Raw genomic sequence first — 17,957 nt, forward strand, 5'->3', positions numbered from 1 at the left:
CGTATCATTATACATTGAAGGGGAAACGCTGCATGTTATTAAAAACAAATCGAGCAAAATGGATTGGATTATTTGTTGGAATCATTGCAGTCGTTATTTGTATTTGGGGAAGTATTATTTTCGGATATACAAATACGAGTTGGAAACTAGCAGTGGATGCTTTTTTCCATTTTAACGGTTCCAATGAACATATTATTATTCAGAATGTACGTCTGCCTAGGGCGTTAATTGCAGCTAGTGTTGGTGCTAGTTTAGCCATTGCTGGTTGTCTTATGCAAACTTTAACGAAGAATCCACTTGCTTCTCCAGATTTTATTGGATTAAATTCAGGTGCTGCGTTCTTTATAGTTGTAGCAATTGTAATCTTTTCAGTAACATCATTATTAGCTTTCACATGGATTGCCTTTTTAGGAGCGGCGGTTGCAGCTGTACTTGTATTTGCTTCTAGTTCTTTAGGGAAAGAAGGGACTACTCCTCTTAAGTTAACGTTAGCAGGGGTCGCAATTAGTGCGTTATTTTCATCATTAACACAAGGATTACTTGTGTTAAATGAAAAAGCACTTGAAGAGGTATTATTTTGGCTTGCTGGATCTGTGCAAGGGAGAAAGTTAGAAATTTTACAATCTGTATTCCCGTATTTATTAATAGGATGGATTGCATCTCTTATGATGGCAGGGAAAGTAAATACATTGATGATGGGAGAAGATGTCGCGAAAGGACTTGGACAACGAACAATTTTAATGAAATCGTTCGTGTTACTTATTATTGTACTGTTGTCTGGTGGTTCAGTTGCGGTTGCTGGCCCAATTGGATTTATTGGAATTATTACTCCGCATTTTGCGAGATTTCTTGTTGGAGTTGACCACAGATGGAGAGTGCCTTATAGCGGATTGTTAGGTGCAATACTACTAATATTGGCTGATATAGCAGCAAGATATGTCATTATGCCACAAGAAGTACCAGTAGGAGTTATGACAGCATTTATTGGAGCTCCATTCTTTATTTATATTGCACGTAAGAGAGGGCTTAGCAAATGAAGAAATATATTCCGTTTCGTATAGGAAAAGGCGAGCTCTCGTTTTTAATGTATAAACGAGCTTGTCTCGTCTTGTTAAGTTTACTAGTTGTTTTAATAGGATTATTCTTTGCGAGCGCAGGTATGGGGGACATGAAAATTGCTCCTTATGACGTATGGCAAGCAATTACTGGAAATGGCGATGTGATGTCAAATATGGTTGTAAATAAGTTTCGTATGCCACGTATTTTAATTGCTATCCTCGTAGGAATTGCGCTTGCAGTAGCGGGCTGTATTTTACAAGGGCTCGTTCGAAATCCACTTGCTTCTCCTGATATCATCGGGATTACGGGCGGGGCAAGTGTTGCAGTTGTATTATTTTTAGCGCTATTTAGTGATAAAAATAATGCGCTAACTGTAAGCATTCATTATATGCCGTTAGCAGCTTTTGCAGGAGCAACGATTGTAGCGGTTTTTGTATACTTATTTGCATGGAAAAATGATGGATTATCACCAATTATTCTCGTTTTAATTGGTGTTGGATTTTGGGCATTAACGAAGGCGGCAACAACATTATTTATGTTGTTAGCACCAATTTATCAAGCGAGCCAAGCGAATGTATGGATTACGGGTACCGTTTATGGCTCTTCTTGGCAAAATGTTATGGTACTTGCACCGTGGGTTCTCATTTTAACGGTAATATCATTTATAGCTGCTAGACATTTAAATGCGCAAGAGCTAGGGGATGATATTGCGGTAGGACTTGGTGTTCCTTTAACGAAGTCACGCGTATTCATGTTATTACTTAGTACGGCTTTAATTGGGGGAGCAGTTGCCTTCGCCGGAGGGATTGGATTTGTCGGTTTAATGGCACCTCATATTTCACGAAGGCTAGTTGGTTCTTTATACGGTGCATTGCTCCCAGTTGCAGCTATTGTCGGTGCAATTCTAGTACTTGCTGCAGATTTAATAGGGCGTACAATTTTCACACCACTTGAAATTCCAGCAGGGGTATTTACATCAGCAATTGGTGCACCTTATTTTATTTATTTACTTTATAAAAGTCGGAATTCATAAAGGGAGATGAATATGCAAAAAGCATTGGAGACGAAACGCTTGACGTTGTCTTATGGTGAAACAATTATTATTGATGAGTTGAATTTAGAAATTCCAAAAGGTGAAATTACAATCTTTATCGGTTCCAACGGTTGCGGGAAATCAACTTTATTACGTTCACTAGCTAGATTATTAAAGCCAACAACTGGTGACATTTTGTTAGATAATCAAGCTATTCAAAGTATGCAAACGAAGCAAATTGCTCGTCAAATGGCAATTTTACCGCAAGGACCGCAAGCACCAGAAGGGCTTACAGTATTGCAACTTGTAAAACAAGGACGCTATCCATATCAAACATGGCTGAAACAGTGGTCAGAAAAAGATGAGGAAATGGTACAGAAGGCACTTACAGCAACAGGTATGACAGAATTTGCTGAGCGTGATGTGCATGCTCTTTCAGGTGGGCAGCGTCAACGTGCTTGGATCGCAATGACACTTGCACAAGATACAGATATCATTTTACTGGATGAGCCAACTACATACTTAGATATGACTCACCAAATTGAAGTGCTAGATTTATTATTCGAATTAAATGAAACAGAACAAAGAACAATTGTTATGGTATTACATGATCTGAATTTAGCATGCCGCTATGCAGATAACATTGTAGCAATTCAAGATAAACAAATATATGCACAAGGTAAACCTGAAGAAGTGGTAGATGAGAAACTAGTACGTGATGTATTCCGAATGGAGTGTCAAATTAGTACGGATCCGTTGTTTGGAACACCGCTTTGTATCCCTCACGGAAGAGGAAGACGTGTAGTTAAAGAAGTTGCTCAGGCAATGAGATAAAAAAACGATGAGTGATTCATCGTTTTTTTATTTGGTACAAGAAAATAAGAGGAAGAGAGGAATACGTAAGCGACGTTTATACTCTTCTTCATCTTGAAAATAGGTTGGATTTGGTGTAGCTTCTTTTAATGATGTAATGGTAAATCCGGCTTGCTGTAATAATGTGAAATACTCTTCCGTTGTACGATGATATTTAATAACTTCTTGGTCAATCCATGGTTCAACCCGTTTGCCTAGTTTAAAGTAATCATCGACGAGCCAACTCGTTCTTTTACCACTTGTTTGTAAGCTTTCAAATGAAGAAGTAATAACGGGATGTTGAACGCTAAAGGTAAAGGTGCCATTTGTTTTTAAAGTTTGAAATACATTTTGAAAAATAGTATCAAGATGTTCAATATAATGTAAGGCGAGTCTAGATGTTACTAAATCAAAAGTGGAAGAGGGGTAGGTATAATCTTTGAGGTTTAAAAAATGAACAGATCCATTTTTATTTTCTAGTTGTTTTTTAGCTTTTTCATACATAAGTTCGGAGCCTTCAATGCCGGTGTAAGAGTAGCATCCCTTCTCTAATAATTCCGCGCCAAACTTAGCATCACCACAGCCTAAATCGAGAATTTGTTTTCCTTGTACATGACCAATGAGCTGAAAGAATACTGGTTTTTCAATGGATTCATTTGGGCTATTTTCTCGGTATCTTCGTTTCATATATTGTTCGAAAAATGCTGTGTTATTGTATACATCAGATTCTGTAAATGCCATGTTTGAAACCTCCCGAAATATTTTTTTAATTCTATCAAATATGAAAAGTAAATGATAGATTTATTGTAATGAATCATATATAATCTAGAATTGTAAGCGGTTACTTTAAACTATTTTTCTATAATAAATTCTGAAAACGTGTTAAGCTAGTAGAGGGATTATTAGAACTATTAAGACAATAATCCGCTTACATGAACGATGGGAGGCTTCACGATGTCTAGTAAAACACTTGCGAAATTTTTAGAAGAAAATTTAGAGGATTTAAAATCAAAGGGGCTTTATAACGTAATTGATCCGCTTGAGAGTTCAAATGGACCGATCATTACAATTGGCGGAAAAGAATATATTAACTTATCTTCAAACAACTATCTGGGATTAGCAACAGATAGCCGTTTGCAAGAAGCAGCAATTGGTGCTATTCATAAGTACGGTGTTGGAGCAGGGGCTGTTCGTACAATTAACGGTACTTTAGATTTGCATATTAAGTTAGAAGAAACAATTGCAAAGTTTAAACATACAGAAGCAGCAATTGCTTATCAATCAGGATTTAACTGTAATATGGCAGCGATTTCAGCTGTTATGGATAAAAATGATGCGATTCTTTCAGACGAATTAAATCATGCATCTATTATTGACGGTAGTCGTCTATCAAAAGCAAAAATTATTGTTTATAAACATTCTGATATGGAAGATTTACGCCAAAAAGCAATCGCGGCGAAAGAATCAGGTCTTTACAATAAATTAATGGTAATTACAGACGGTGTCTTTTCGATGGATGGAGATGTTGCAAAACTACCAGAAATTGTTGAGATTGCAGAAGAGTTAGATTTAATGACATACGTAGATGATGCACACGGTTCAGGTGTACTTGGAAAAGGTGCAGGAACTGTAAAGCACTTCGGTCTTTCTGATAAAGTTGATTTCCAAATTGGTACATTATCAAAAGCAATTGGGGTAATTGGTGGATATGTAGCAGGGAAACAAAACTTAATTGACTGGTTAAAAGTTCGTTCACGTCCATTCTTATTCTCTACAGCATTAACACCAGCTGATGCAGCAGCTTGCATGAGATCAATTGAAATCTTAATGGAAAGCACAGAGTTACACGATCGCTTATGGGAAAATGGCCGCTACTTGAAACAAGGATTAAAAGAACTTGGCTTTAACATTGGGGAAAGTGAAACGCCAATTACACCTTGTATTATTGGGGACGAAGTATTAACACAAGAATTTAGTAAACGTCTAAATGAAGAAGGTGTATACGCAAAATCTATCGTGTTCCCAACTGTAGCAAAAGGAACAGGGCGCGTTCGTAATATGCCTACAGCAGCTCATACGAAAGAAATGTTAGATGAAGCAATTCTTAAGTATGAAAAAGTAGGAAAAGAAATGGGCATCATTTAAGTAACGACATCTTTTGAATAGCTTGCAAATGAGGAGTGGGGAAAATGAAAAAAATTCTAGTAACCGGTTCTTTAGGGCAAATTGGTTCTGAACTAGTAATGAAACTTCGTGATGTATACGGCGCATCAAATGTTATTGCAACAGATATTCGTGAAACAGATAGTGAAGTAGTAACGTCTGGTCCATTTGAAACGTTAGATGTAACAGATGGACAAAAACTACATGATATCGCAAAGCGTAATGAAGTAGATACAATTATTCATTTAGCAGCTTTACTTTCAGCAACAGCAGAAAAAAATCCATTATTTGCATGGAATTTAAATATGGGTGGACTTGTAAATGCTCTAGAAGCAGCTCGTGAATTAAACTGTAAGTTCTTCACGCCAAGTTCTATCGGTGCATTCGGTCCATCGACGCCGAAAGATAATACACCGCAAGATACAATTCAGCGTCCTACTACGATGTATGGGGTAAACAAAGTAGCAGGAGAATTACTGTGTGATTATTATCATCAAAAATTTGGCGTAGATACGCGCGGTGTCCGTTTCCCAGGTTTAATTTCTTACGTAGCTCCTCCAGGAGGCGGAACGACTGATTATGCAGTTGAAATTTATTATGAGGCGATTAAAAAAGGTGCATACACCTCATACATTGCTGAAGGAACGTACATGGACATGATGTATATGCCTGATGCTTTACAAGCGATCATTTCATTAATGGAAGCTGATCCAAGTAAGCTAGTGCATAGAAATGCATTTAATATTACAGCAATGAGCTTCGAGCCAGAGCAAATTGCAGCGTCAATTCGTAAACACATTCCGACGTTTACAATGGATTATGCAGTAGATCCAGCTCGTCAAACAATCGCTGATAGCTGGCCAAACTCTATTGACGCAACAGCAGCAATGAAAGAGTGGGGCTTTAAAGCAGAATACGATTTAGACAAAATGACAACTGACATGCTGGCTAAGTTAAAAAAAAAGCTCACAGCTGAGTTAGTGATGAATTAATAGGAAGGGTCGATTCTTAGGAATCGGCTCTTCCTCATTTTGGGAGGGAGAGAAGTCTTGTGCAAAGAGTTGACGTTGTATATGCACTAATACATGACGAAGAAACAGATAAAATATTAATGGTACATAATGTAGAACAAAACGTTTGGTCATTGCCAGGCGGGGCTGTGGAAAAAGGTGAAATATTAGAGGAAGCACTAATAAGAGAAGTGAAAGAAGAGACAGGTTTAACTGCTACGTTAGGTGGACTTGTTGCGATCAATGAAAAATTCTTTGAAGAATCAGGGAATCATGCACTATTTTTTACATTCCGAGCGAATGTAGTAAAAGGTGAACTTATTGCGGAAGATGAAGGTGAAATTTCTGCAATAGAGTGGGTGGATCGAAAAATTGCGAATGAGCGTTTCCCATACTATGACACAGGATTTGAATCTTTATTAGAAGTAGCCATTCCGTACAAGTTTCAACCAGAAACAAAGTAATTGAACGAAAAAATAGGAGCCACAAGGCTCCTATTTTCTATTCAATCGTCTTCAGTAATAGTTTTTTCAGCAATGGTTTAATCTTCAATCGTAAATCTTCAGCATGATTTGCAACTAAGAAGTGATGGTTATAAATGTTTTTCATCAATTGATAAGTTGCTTCTTTCGCTTCGCCTTCTTCGATGAAGATACCGATTACTTCCATACCACTTTTACGCGCGAGTTTAACAGCTTCATGCGTATCTAAAATTCCGTCTTGTTGATAGTCTAGCGCAGAAGGCTCACCGTCTGTGAAGACTAGTAAGAATTTATGTTTCTCAGGTCTTTTGGCAAGTTTTTCGGAAACGATACGAATAATATATCCGTCGCGGTTATCTTCTTCTTCACGAAGTTGCATAATTTCTGGACCAACGTTTGGTAACGTTGAGTTTTTATAATTTATAACTTCATGGATAACGTTTGGTTTATCTTCAGGTTTAGCGCTAGAGGCATCTTCCCAAAATCCGCTAATAGCGTGCGGGATTTTTAAAGATTTTAAAGCTTCATGGAATAGTACAACACTCTTCTTCGTTTCTTCCATTTTGTTATACATAGAACCAGAACAGTCAACTAACAGTTGGAATGCAACATCGAGTTCTTGTGACTCTTGTTCTTTTTTATAAAACATACGCGGTTGTTTTTCGGTATAAATACGAAGGAATTTCTTACGAAGTCTTCCGTAATATTTATCACTATTTGCATTCGTTTTATTTTCAATCGTTTTTTCGATAATTTTCTTTAATTCTTTTACATCTTTATTAACGACTGATTTGATAGCTTGGTAATCTTTTTTCTCATCTGAGTTTGGTTTGCGAGCTTCTTTAAATGTATGAGAAGCACCTACATTATACTTACCGTATGCACCGTCGTGCTGGCTAGAAGCGTGTGAAGCCCTTGCTTCTTCTGTATCAGCGCCATCAAAGTTGGATTGTGTACTTTTTTGAGAAGTACCTTGTACAGAACCAAGTGCTTGGTCGCCATCTTCTGATTCACGAGCAGTATCGCCCATCATGTTTGTTTTTGTTCCGCTTTCTAATTCAAAGCGTAAAAAGTTCTCGTTTTCGTTATTTTTATTTTCACGATGCCATGTGGAGAAACTTTCATCCATTTTGTTTTTATTTTCATCGTCATCTATAAGCTGCGTATCATTATTTGCTAAATCTTCGACGCGACAGTTCTTTTCGTCTGCAAGAACAGATAAATAAAGCGGTGCATGTCCGAAATAGTTGTTAAGCATATCACTTTCAAGAAGCTCCTCTAAGCGGTAGCGAATTTTCTCAACGATATACATAATATCTTCCGTATTACGAGCTTGGAATGTTTCATGCAAAATAGCTTCAATTTGTTCGAAATATTCATTATTAAACATTTCATATTTATCGCTCGTTAATGAAAGATAGCATAGGCAAAATAGACGATCACCGTGATAGTTACGAACGCGATTGATTTCATTTTGTGAGCTAAAGTAATTGCGATACATTTCTTTTCTTCTTTTAAAAACATGCTTCGTGCCAGGACGTAAGTTCTTTACAATTTCCTCAACGCGTAAATCTTCTAATAGAACAAATAATTGTGTTAAAAACTTTTTTAGGGGCGATTCTTGCAATTCAATCGCATAAGAACGAATTAAAGTCATGTCCGAGTAATGTTTATTACCAAGTGCTTTTAAGAACACTTCGCTTTTTAATCCGATTACTGTATCTTCTTCTTTTCGATCATCCCAAAAGTGACTAATGACAACTTTCTTTTCAATTTCGTCGTAGTATGCTTTATAGCCATATTCAAGATAGGCATCGTCTTCTTTTAGAAGGGCATACATTAAGTTTTCCATTTGTAGAAACAGCGACGCATCAATTTTTTTGTCACTAAAAATTTGTCTCATAAATTATCCCTCAAAGAAATAACTTTCTGCTAATTCACGGACAGTCATTTGTTCTGTTTCATCATTAAGTTTTGCAATTATGCTTCGTTCAATCGCTCGCATAACAGGAATATATACACCTAAATCACATGCGTCGATAATGCCACGAATACTTGCCGCTTCTTCACTTACACGTCCATCGCGAGCTAAAGGCATAAGGTCGCTTGCAAAGGCAACGAACTTTTCAATTGTTGCAACATCTTTTAATTTTGATTCTGCTAATAATAATTCTTTTAATGTATCACCTTGAATGTAAGGAACTTCAATAATAACGAAACGGTTTTTTAACGCTTCGTTTAGTTCACTTGTTCCAACGTAACCTTCGTTAATCGCAGCAATTACACGGTATTCGTCATCACCGTATACAACCTCTTGTGTAAATGGGTTTGTGATCATTTTACGGTAATCTAATGCGCCGTGAAGAAGTGGTAACGTTTCAGGTTTTGCCATATTGATTTCGTCAATATATAGGAAGTGACCGTTCTTCATTGCTTTCATAAGAGGACCGTTAACGAATGAAACTTCAGATGCACCATCTTTCGTTTGTAGTGTGTTGTATCCTAAAATACCCTCTACATCTAAGTCGACAGAGCAGTTAATGCTATGCATTGGTTTTTGGAATAAAGAAGAAAGAGTTTCCGCTAGTACTGTTTTACCACTACCAGTCGGTCCTTTTAATAGAATGTTCTTGCCAAGAAGAAGTGCTGTAATCGCATCTTCAATAATGCTATTATCAGACGCTTTATATATTTTCGTTCCGATTAAATGTGCGTTTTCACCAGCTTCTTGCTTATTCTTTTCATGAATCGTAGAAAGCTGTTGTTTTAAATCAGCATGTATATGAAATTGTTCTAACATGTATTTCCCACCTAACATTATTTTCATAAAGTAATACATCTTATGATAACTTGTTTTAATATGGTATGCAAAGAAAAGGAAGGAGGATAAAGGGAAAAGAAAAAGCAATCAAGATGAAGTTGATTGCCTACAGTAAAGGAGAAATGAGCCTCATGAAAGACTCCAATATGCGTTTTTTTATACTTCTTTTTTGGAAAGAGTTCCATTTAATTTCAGTTGAATGTTTAAAATCTTCTTCAAAATCACGTTTAATATCGTGAACTGTTTTTGATTCATAAAGTACACTAATAATTTCGTAATTCAATTCAAAGCTACGTACATCCATGTTCGCTGTTCCAATAGTTGCAATTGTATCATCAACGAGTACAATTTTTGCATGCATAAAACCATCTTTATAACTGTAAATAGAAGCACCAGCTTTTAAAAGCGGAGTGAAATAGGATTGAGATGCTTGATCACTAATGATGCTATCACTTTTACCTGGATATAAAATCCGTACATCTATTCCGGCAATTGCACTTAAGCGTAATAATGTTAAAGTTTCTTGATCTGGAATAAAGTAGGGTGTAGCGATCCAAATGGATTTTTTTGCAGAGCCCATAACAGCTAATAATGTATTACGAATACTTTTATCATCGGAGCTTGGTCCGCTTGCTACGATTTGAACAGCACCTTCTGCATTTGAAATCTCTTTACCTGGGAAGTATTGTCTATTCATGAATTGATCCCAGGAATAAGTATTTAAACCACTAGAGGCATAGAGCCAGTCTTCTAGAAAGATTGCTTGTAATTTATATAATGCTTTTCCTTCTATTTTTAAATGACTATCACGCCAAACAGGAAATTTCTTGGAACGGCCAAGATATTCATCACCGACATTGAGTCCTCCGGTAAAACCAATTTCGCCATCTACAATAACAATTTTTCGATGGTTACGATAATTGACAGTTTCAAGTAACCAAGCTGAAAAAATAGGGTCAAATTCTACAATTTCAATACCAGCTTCTTTCATAGGTTGCAAAAATCGTCGTCTTAACGTATTACTTCCAAGGCCATCATAAAGGAAGCGTACAATAACACCATCTTTTGCTTTTTGTATTAAAGCATCTCGAACTTTTGTACCAATTTCATCAGATTTATAAATGTAGTATTGAATATGTATATGATGTTTTGCTTGCTCTATAGCTCGCAAAATTTCTGAAAATGTTTGATCTCCGTTTGTTAAAAGTTTTGTAGTTGTTTTATCTGCGGCAGGACCGCCTCCAAATTTTTGTATGACTTCTGTTAAATGTATGGAACGTTCATTTAGTGGGACTGTGAGTAATAACTCTAGTCTTCTTCCTTCTAATATTTCACGGAATAATTTTCTTTGTTCTTCTGAACGATGGAGATGTTTTTTTCTTCTCCAGCGGCTGCGCCCGAAAATAGCGTATAATAGCACACCTATAATAGGAAGAAGTGCTAATACTAAAAACCATGCTAATGTACTTTGTGGAGATCTATTTTCTATAAAAATAACGAATGAAATTCCTACGATTGTGATGGACCATAGAGCACCGACAAATGTATATAACGAGATATACGATGTATTTAATAGGAACAGAACGATAGATACAATTGTAAATATTAATAGTAATTGAACGATGGGCTTCTTCATTTCTATATAATTCCCCTAATCTTTTTTCAATATAGACTTCTTAAATAGAAGATGTAATATGACATCTTTATTATAAGGTGTTTTGCTTTTTTTACAAAATATAGACATTTCACCTATACTTTCCGCATTTGTCCTACATACAGTGTACTATCCCATTTTTTATCCCACTCTTAACGCATATGAAAATGAAAAAATCGAAAAGGAGCGGAGAAACATGAATTATATAGAAAATAATGGATTGTATTATCGAAATCATCATGGAGGACACAATCATGGTGGACATCATCACCATGGAGGACACAATCACTATGATCACCATCATCATCACGGAGGCGGATGGGGCTGGGGTGGTGGTAGTTCATGGGGAGGCGGATTTTTCCCTGGAAGCTTTGCAGGAGGAGTGTTAGGCGGACTGACAGCTGGTGCATTAACAGGTGCAACAAGTGGAGGGTATTATCCGGCTCCATATCCAGTAGCTTATCCGTCGCCATACCCTGTAACGTATCCAATGCCATACCCAGGTTATCAGCAAATACCATATTCGTATTAAACTAAAAAAGAGGCTATCCTCTTTTTTAGTTTAATACGGTATTTATTTATAAAATACTTCCAAAATTAAGGTGAAAATATGTTAATATTTTGTTATTGTAATTCAAAAACATATACATTGATGTAGAGTTTTATATTATTATTCGTGAATAGTTATGTAGTATGTTCTAATTTCTATTTCGTTATTAAAAACAAAGAGATCAGATGTGAGTGGTATTAGTTGGGAAAAAGGCTTGCATAGAGCCACTTAAAGGGATTGCAGTATAATAAGGTACGAAATAATTAGGGAGATGAGAAGCTACTATTTATAATTAGAACGGTATAATATTGCTTTTTATTACAAATAATATTATGTTATTTTAATCGGTCTATTCAAAAAGATAATTTATGTAATGGGCTAGTATTAGAAAATGAAATATCTCTATTTCTATGAAGAGAAACAGGTTGTGTTTTAGTCAGATAGAAGCAAGGAGAGATGCGCATGCTAGAACAGAGAGGTCATGCATTATATGACTCTTCATTGCGAGATTTAAAGTTAGCATTAGATGAGTCTTCAATTGTTGCAATTACAGATCGAAAAGGTCTTATTACATATGTAAATGATAAATTTTGTGAAATCTCTAAATACAAAAGAGAAGAATTAATTGGAAAAGATCACCGTATTTTAAATTCAGGACATCATCCAAAAACCTTTTTTCAAGACTTATGGAAGCGTATTTTGAATGGGAAAGTATGGACAGGTGAGATTCGGAATCGAGCAAAAGATGGTACATATTATTGGGTCAAAACAACAATTGTTCCATTTTTAAATGAAAAAGGAGAGCCATACCAGTTTATCGCAATTCGAAATGATATTAGTAGTAGAAAAGAAGCGGAACATAGATTGCGGCTAAGTGAAAGTCGTTATAGGGAACTTGCCTATCATGATGCTTTAACGAGTTTGCCTAACCGTTTACAATTAATAACGACCGTTAACGAATTGATTGCAGATAAAAAAGAATTTGGTATGATTTACTTTGATTTGGACCGTTTTAAATTAGTAAATGATACATTAGGTCATATGATAGGGGATTTACTTTTAAGTGAAGTTGCTTCAAGGTTGCATTATGTACTAGGAGAGAAAGATGTTCTGGCTAGGCTAGGTGGCGACGAATTTGTGCTGTTAACAAAAAATCATAGACAAGAGGATATGAGTCAGTTAGCGACATCTGTGTTGTCATGTTTTCAGGCACCATTTATGCTGGAAGGCCATGAAGTATACATTTCAGCTAGTCTAGGACTTTGTTCTTATCCACAAGACGGACAAGATGTGGAAACGTTATTGAAAAACTCTGACTTAGCTATGTATAGTGCAAAAGAACAGGGGAGAAACGCTGCGTGTTTCTTTACAGATGAGCTACGCGCGAAAATAAATCGTAGAATGAAAGTTGAGTTTGCTTTGCAAAAGGCAATTCGTGATGAAGAGTTAGATGTAGCATTGCAGCCTATTATTGATTTGAAAACGAAGAGATATTCTGGTATAGAAGCTCTAGTACGTTGTATGACAGAAGACGGACCTATTTCACCAAGCGAATTTATCCCTGTAGCTGAAGAGTCTGGACTAATTATAAAACTAGGAGACTGGGTATTAGAAAAATCATGTCGCTTGTTTAAAACATTGCCGAATTATCAAGAAGGACTAAAGTTATCTGTGAATTTATCTATACAACAATTAATGCAGAAACGTTTTATTTTATCAGTACGTAGCATTTTAAAGAGAACTGGCTTTCCTCCGAACCGTTTAATATTAGAAATAACGGAAAGCATTGCAGTCCGTCATTTTGATTATATTATTGCTACATTACAAGAATTAAGAAATATGGGTGTTTTAATTGCTTTGGATGATTTCGGGACTGGCTATTCTTCCTTATATTATTTAAAACAACTACCACTGGATATTGTAAAAATTGATCGTAATTTTATTCGTGAATTTCATTATGATCACGCACAACCAGAACGAACGATTGTAAAATCCGTTATTGAAATTGCTCATAGTTTAAATTTAGCAGTAGTTGCTGAAGGAGTAGAAACAGTAGAGCAAGAGAGTTTGTTACAATCAATGAGCTGTGATTATGTACAGGGATTTTATTATGCGAAACCTTTATCTGTAGGAGAGCTAAAAGAAAAGTTAATTACAGATTTTTAATAAAAAAGAGAAGCCAGCAGCTTCTCTTTATTTAATCCGTTTTTTGTGAGTCTTTCATTAGTACTGGATAAAGAATAAGACCTAATACGAACAATCCAATTCCTAAGAAGAATGTTTTTAAATCAGCAGTTCCCGTTTTGATAACCCAAATGGAGTATATCAACGCTAATGTAGTAATGATTCCATCTTTTACTCGAGATCCTGGCAGTATATCATACGTTTCTCCTGTAATAACTAATTTTAATTGGTACAAGGTAGAAACAAGGTATGGAATTAAATAGGCTAATGTTGCTACGACGATAGCGAAACTATACGCTTCTGAAACAGTACCAGAAATCGTTGAAAATAAGAAAATTTGCGTCATTACATTTGTAATCAATAATGATTTTGAAGGACTACCTTTTTTATTTGTTTTCCCGAAAAACTTAGGGAAAAGTCCATTTTTTGCTGCCTGGTAAGGTACCTCTGAACTAACAACAATCCAGCCAACTGTAGATCCAAATAAAGATATAAGAGCGAGTAAAGCCATTATATATGCACCTTTATTTCCAATTGCTAAATTTAATGCGTCTACTAATGGTTTTTGAGACTCTTTTAAAGCATCTTGCGGAAGAGCTCCCATTGTAAGTAAAGTAATTGACATGTAAATAAGAAGAGCGATAATTAATCCGAAAATCGTAGCTTTTTTTACATCGCGCTGTGATTTTGCACGATTAGAAAGCATAACTGCTGATTCAATACCGATAAATGCCCAGAGTGTTGCAATAGCAGCTGAATTGATTTGTCCACCTAATGAGATTGATTGTCCTGCTTCATTCATAAAGGTTTGACCGTCTCCGAAATTAGAGGCGTTGAAAATGAATAATGTAATTACAATAAACATTGTAAATCCAATAATTTTTGCAATGGTAGCAAGTAGATTCATGTTTCCAGCTCGATCAATATTTTGAGAAAGAATATATTGAATTCCCCAAAGCATAAGGCTACATACGAGGAAAGTTAATCCTTTTCCGAGTTCCAGTGAAAATCCATTTATTGAAAAAAGAATTTGCTTACTTTGTAAAACTGGAAAGAATGTTGATAAATATCCAGCAAAGGAAATAATAACAGATGCTGTTGCAGCCCAGTTAGCAGCCCAATATCCCCATGCCATACTATATCCTGCAACTTTACCAGCTTTTTTTGAAGGAAACATCGCTTGAGCATAGCTTTGTGGTCCAGCTTTTAATTCTGGTTTCCGAATCGCTAAATTTCCAAATACAAGTGCAATCATAAATACGCCAAGGCCTGTAATACTCCATGCGAGTGTAGAACCCATTGGCCCTGATACTTGTGCTAAATTTGCTGGAAGCATAAATACGCCACCGCCAACCATATTCCCGATAACAAATGCTGTTAAAACCCATAATCCCCATTTTTTCGTTTCCATTTTTGTTAACTCCTTTGTAGTAAGTTTTGCTTAAACATCATTTTTTACTAGCTTTTTGACAATAAAAAAAGAGCCATGTAGATAAAAAAATACCTACATGGCTCTTTCGCCAAAGCGTAGGTACAACGGGAATAACCCTTGTACCTACGCGTAATTTTTCCGCTAGGTTTCAAGGGTTACGTATGATGATGATGTTTTTGTGCAAATGTAACTACAGTTGTTGTATAAGTAAGCATAGTTCTTTGCTCCCTTTCTCCTCTGATTTTGAAGTTAGTATACTACATGTTTTTTTGAATGAAAAGAAAAATATAAAAATTTTTATAAAAATACGTTTTAAAGATTAAATATTTACCTATATTTTTCTTGTACTGGAAAATAAGTGAGAGATTGGCAGAAGAGTGAAGCATGTTATAATACATATAGAATTAGAAGGTGACAAGGGGCTATTGTAGATGATGAGTAAGTATGAAAAAATTTATACAGAAATCAGTAAATCTATTGATAATAAACAATTAAAAGAGGGATGCAAAATCCCATCAGAAACAGAATTAATGAAGCAGTATGAGGCAAGCCGAGGCACGGTAAGAAAAGCTGTAGATTTACTGCAAGAGCGTGGATATGTGCAAAAAATTCATGGAAAAGGTGTTTTTGTTTTAAAGCGAAAAAATATTGAATTTAATTTTGGCGGTATTGTAAGTTTCCAAGAAGAAAATGAACGTTTAGGACGTCATTGTATTACGGAAGTTGTGGAAATGGACAAAGAAAAAGCCAAAAAAGACATTGCGAAATTATTAAATGTAAAAGAAAAAACAGAGATTGACCATATTAAACGTGTACGAAATATTGATGGAGAAAAAGTAATTTTAGATATAAATCATTTTGTATCTGAGTTTATTCCAGGATTAACGAAAGAAATTGCAACTGCATCGATTTATAAATACATCGAGAAAGAGCTTGGGCTACATATTAGTTATTCGCAGAGGGTAATAGAAGTACAGCCATGTACAGAGGATGACAGAAAGTATTTAGATTTAAATGGAACAGACTATGTTGTCGTTGTGAAAAACTTTACACATTTGTATGATGGAAGTCAGTTTGAATATACAGAATCACGCCACCGTTTAGATATTTTTCACTTTTCGGATGTGGCACGCAGGAAGTAAAGAGGTGGAACAAAATATTGTTTCATCTCTTTTTTTTATAAAAAAAACACAAACTCGTATATACGAGTGTTGACTAACTTATATATACGAGTTAATATGTAATTGTAAACGGTATCAAAAAAAGAAAAGAGGGACGGGAATATGGGGAAAGACTATCGTAAAACAGCAGAGGAAGTGTTGCAGTATATTGGTGGGAAAGACAATATTGAACAAGCTGCACATTGTGTGACGAGGCTCCGTATCGCTTTAAAAGATGAAAGTAAAATAGATAATGATAAATTACAGTCTGTTTCATTAGTGAAAGGAGCGTTTCATAACGCTGGTATATTTCAAGTTGTAATTGGTCCAGGGGATGTAGATCGTGTTTACGCTGAATTGATAACGCTTGCAGGTATGAAAGAATCGACTGTAGCGGACGTAAAAGACTCTGGAAATCAGAAGTTAAATCCAGCTCAAAAGTTTGTAAAAATATTTTCGGATGTATTTATGCCGATATTACCAGCGATCGTAACAGCTGGTTTACTAATGGGTATTAACAATCTATTAGGCGCAAAGGACTTATTTTTTGATGGGAAAAATTTATTAGATGTTTATCCGAACTTAGGTGGGCTTTGGGATTTAATTAATATGATGGCCAATACAGCATTCGTATTCTTACCAGCACTTGTCGGTTGGTCAGCAACGAAGCGTTTTGGTGGTAGTCCAATACTAGGGATTGTTATGGGATTAATGCTTGTGCACCCGGCCTTATTAAACGCTTGGGACTATGGAAAAGCAGCGACTGGTTTAGAGGGTCAAAAGATTGAGTACTTCAATATTTTAGGACTATTCCAAATTGAGAAGGTAGGATATCAAGGACAAATTTTACCTGTTTTAGTAGCAGCATTTGTATTAAGTAAAGTGGAAATTTTCTTAAAGAAACATGTACCAAATGCAATTCAATTATTAGTTGTACCAATTACAACAATCGTTGTGACAGGTGTGTTAGCACTAGGAATTATCGGTCCGGTTACACGTCATATTGGAGATTTATTAACAGTAGGATTAGTAGGTGTATATGAAACAGTACCAGTAGTTGGAGCAGTATTATTTGGAGCGTTATATGCACCGCTTGTAATTACAGGTATGCATCATATGTTTATTGCAATTGATTTACAATTGATTGCACAACATGGCGGGACATTTATTTGGCCGATGATCGCTCTTTCTAACATTGCGCAAGGTAGTGCGGCACTTGCGATGTTCTGGATTTCTAAAAATCAAAATGATAAAAGTATGGCATCAACATCAGCCATTTCAGCATACTTCGGTATTACAGAACCAGCGATGTTTGGGGTGAATTTACGAAATAAGTTCCCGTTCTATGCAGCGATTATAGGATCTGCTGTGGCAGCGATATTCATTACATTAAATGGTGTATTAGCGCCTGCTATCGGAATTGGCGGATTGCCAGCATTTATTTCTATCATTCCGAAATCGATTCCAATGTTTATTGTAGGAATGATTATTGCAGTTGTAATCCCGTTTACTTTAACATGGTTATTTGCAAAAAGAGTCAAACAGAAGTAGGAGGAA

The 17,957-nt window shown here is 35.8% G+C and carries 15 protein-coding genes; 10 read left to right on the forward strand and 5 right to left on the reverse strand.

All coding sequences use genetic code 11. The annotated features are described in order from the left end of the window. The first annotated feature begins 32 nt into the window (after nt 1–32). From ACTFO4_RS22095 to ACTFO4_RS22105, 3 genes are read left to right on the forward strand one after another with little or no spacing between them, the layout of a single operon-like run. Entirely contained in the window at nt 33–1,037 is a 1,005-nt protein-coding gene (locus ACTFO4_RS22095) for an iron ABC transporter permease (RefSeq protein ID WP_326235005.1), read from the forward strand. Next, nucleotides 1,034–2,092, forward strand: coding sequence for a FecCD family ABC transporter permease (locus ACTFO4_RS22100; RefSeq protein WP_438882472.1), 1,059 nt, complete (start codon nt 1,034–1,036; stop codon nt 2,090–2,092). The genes ACTFO4_RS22095 and ACTFO4_RS22100 overlap by 4 nt, the downstream gene beginning before the upstream one ends. A gap of 12 nt (nt 2,093–2,104) precedes the next feature. Next, nucleotides 2,105–2,926 carry an ABC transporter ATP-binding protein gene (locus ACTFO4_RS22105; RefSeq protein WP_440014372.1) on the forward strand — a complete coding sequence of 274 codons (822 nt, stop codon included), beginning with the start codon at nt 2,105–2,107 and terminating at the stop codon, nt 2,924–2,926. Between the two features lie 27 nt (nt 2,927–2,953). Here the strand turns inward: ACTFO4_RS22105 and ACTFO4_RS22110 are convergent, their stop codons facing one another. After that, the gene (locus tag ACTFO4_RS22110) at nt 2,954–3,685 is read right to left on the reverse strand and encodes a class I SAM-dependent DNA methyltransferase (RefSeq protein ID WP_000885972.1); all 732 of its coding nucleotides are present in this window, start codon (nt 3,683–3,685) and stop codon (nt 2,954–2,956) included. 213 nt (nt 3,686–3,898) lie between these two features. Between ACTFO4_RS22110 and ACTFO4_RS22115 the strand changes: the two genes are divergently transcribed. Genes ACTFO4_RS22115 through ACTFO4_RS22125 form a run of 3 tightly spaced genes read left to right on the forward strand, consistent with a single transcriptional unit; the run spans nt 3,899 to nt 6,581 of the window. After that, nucleotides 3,899–5,089, forward strand: a complete 1,191-nt coding sequence (locus ACTFO4_RS22115; RefSeq protein ID WP_000095905.1) for a glycine C-acetyltransferase — start codon at nt 3,899–3,901, stop codon at nt 5,087–5,089. A gap of 44 nt (nt 5,090–5,133) precedes the next feature. Continuing rightward, complete coding sequence (locus ACTFO4_RS22120) at nt 5,134–6,099, forward strand: L-threonine 3-dehydrogenase (RefSeq protein WP_000723125.1); 966 nt, start codon at nt 5,134–5,136, stop codon at nt 6,097–6,099. 59 nt (nt 6,100–6,158) lie between these two features. Beyond that, nucleotides 6,159–6,581, forward strand: a complete 423-nt coding sequence (locus ACTFO4_RS22125; protein WP_063535630.1) for an NUDIX hydrolase — start codon at nt 6,159–6,161, stop codon at nt 6,579–6,581. Nucleotides 6,582–6,618: 37 nt separating this feature from the next. Here the strand turns inward: ACTFO4_RS22125 and ACTFO4_RS22130 are convergent, their stop codons facing one another. The 3 genes from ACTFO4_RS22130 to ACTFO4_RS22140 form a co-directional block, all read right to left on the reverse strand. Then, nucleotides 6,619–8,502, reverse strand: coding sequence for a vWA domain-containing protein (locus ACTFO4_RS22130; protein WP_440014373.1), 1,884 nt, complete (start codon nt 8,500–8,502; stop codon nt 6,619–6,621). Between the two features lie 3 nt (nt 8,503–8,505). After that, on the reverse strand, nt 8,506–9,399 hold the full coding sequence (locus tag ACTFO4_RS22135) for an ATP-binding protein (protein WP_000892971.1): 894 nt from the start codon (nt 9,397–9,399) through the stop codon (nt 8,506–8,508). A gap of 127 nt (nt 9,400–9,526) precedes the next feature. Then, on the reverse strand, nt 9,527–11,056 hold the full coding sequence (locus ACTFO4_RS22140) for a cardiolipin synthase (protein WP_000743030.1): 1,530 nt from the start codon (nt 11,054–11,056) through the stop codon (nt 9,527–9,529). Nucleotides 11,057–11,270: 214 nt separating this feature from the next. Here ACTFO4_RS22140 and ACTFO4_RS22145 point away from each other — a divergent pair, with 214 nt between their 5' ends. Next, the gene (locus ACTFO4_RS22145; RefSeq protein WP_017673736.1) at nt 11,271–11,606 is read left to right on the forward strand and encodes a hypothetical protein; all 336 of its coding nucleotides are present in this window, start codon (nt 11,271–11,273) and stop codon (nt 11,604–11,606) included. 480 nt (nt 11,607–12,086) lie between these two features. Then, nucleotides 12,087–13,790 (forward strand): putative bifunctional diguanylate cyclase/phosphodiesterase, encoded by a 1,704-nt coding sequence (locus ACTFO4_RS22150; RefSeq protein ID WP_017673735.1) that lies wholly within the window; start codon nt 12,087–12,089, stop codon nt 13,788–13,790. A 31-nt stretch (nt 13,791–13,821) separates the two neighbouring features. On the opposite strand, the gene ACTFO4_RS22155 is transcribed toward ACTFO4_RS22150, so the two are convergent. Then, entirely contained in the window at nt 13,822–15,219 is a 1,398-nt protein-coding gene (locus ACTFO4_RS22155; RefSeq protein WP_000448447.1) for an amino acid permease, read from the reverse strand. Between the two features lie 452 nt (nt 15,220–15,671). Between ACTFO4_RS22155 and treR the strand changes: the two genes are divergently transcribed. Then, nucleotides 15,672–16,382, forward strand: coding sequence for a trehalose operon repressor (treR, locus tag ACTFO4_RS22160; protein WP_440014374.1), 711 nt, complete (start codon nt 15,672–15,674; stop codon nt 16,380–16,382). Nucleotides 16,383–16,523: 141 nt separating this feature from the next. After that, nucleotides 16,524–17,951, forward strand: coding sequence for a PTS system trehalose-specific EIIBC component (treP, locus tag ACTFO4_RS22165; RefSeq protein WP_000513942.1), 1,428 nt, complete (start codon nt 16,524–16,526; stop codon nt 17,949–17,951). Nucleotides 17,952–17,957: the final 6 nt, after the last annotated feature.

The sequence above is a fragment of the Bacillus cereus group sp. MYBKT14-1 genome (assembly GCF_051915185.1).
Lineage (GTDB): Bacteria > Bacillota > Bacilli > Bacillales > Bacillaceae_G > Bacillus_A > Bacillus_A cereus.

Excerpts from the sequence above, each read along its gene's own strand:
- ACTFO4_RS22100 (WP_438882472.1), top strand. The coding sequence starts at position 1,034 with ATGAAGAAATATATTCCGTTTCGTATAGGAAAAGGCGAGCTCTCGTTT.
- treR (WP_440014374.1), top strand. The coding sequence starts at position 15,672 with ATGATGAGTAAGTATGAAAAAATTTATACAGAAATCAGTAAATCTATT.
- ACTFO4_RS22095 (WP_326235005.1), top strand. The coding sequence starts at position 33 with ATGTTATTAAAAACAAATCGAGCAAAATGGATTGGATTATTTGTTGGA.
- ACTFO4_RS22150 (WP_017673735.1), top strand. The coding sequence starts at position 12,087 with ATGCTAGAACAGAGAGGTCATGCATTATATGACTCTTCATTGCGAGAT.
- ACTFO4_RS22105 (WP_440014372.1), top strand. The coding sequence starts at position 2,105 with ATGCAAAAAGCATTGGAGACGAAACGCTTGACGTTGTCTTATGGTGAA.
- ACTFO4_RS22110 (WP_000885972.1), bottom strand. The coding sequence starts at position 3,685 with ATGGCATTTACAGAATCTGATGTATACAATAACACAGCATTTTTCGAA.
- ACTFO4_RS22120 (WP_000723125.1), top strand. The coding sequence starts at position 5,134 with ATGAAAAAAATTCTAGTAACCGGTTCTTTAGGGCAAATTGGTTCTGAA.
- ACTFO4_RS22155 (WP_000448447.1), bottom strand. The coding sequence starts at position 15,219 with ATGGAAACGAAAAAATGGGGATTATGGGTTTTAACAGCATTTGTTATC.
- ACTFO4_RS22145 (WP_017673736.1), top strand. The coding sequence starts at position 11,271 with ATGAATTATATAGAAAATAATGGATTGTATTATCGAAATCATCATGGA.
- ACTFO4_RS22135 (WP_000892971.1), bottom strand. The coding sequence starts at position 9,399 with ATGTTAGAACAATTTCATATACATGCTGATTTAAAACAACAGCTTTCT.
- ACTFO4_RS22130 (WP_440014373.1), bottom strand. The coding sequence starts at position 8,502 with ATGAGACAAATTTTTAGTGACAAAAAAATTGATGCGTCGCTGTTTCTA.
- treP (WP_000513942.1), top strand. The coding sequence starts at position 16,524 with ATGGGGAAAGACTATCGTAAAACAGCAGAGGAAGTGTTGCAGTATATT.
- ACTFO4_RS22140 (WP_000743030.1), bottom strand. The coding sequence starts at position 11,056 with ATGAAGAAGCCCATCGTTCAATTACTATTAATATTTACAATTGTATCT.
- ACTFO4_RS22115 (WP_000095905.1), top strand. The coding sequence starts at position 3,899 with ATGTCTAGTAAAACACTTGCGAAATTTTTAGAAGAAAATTTAGAGGAT.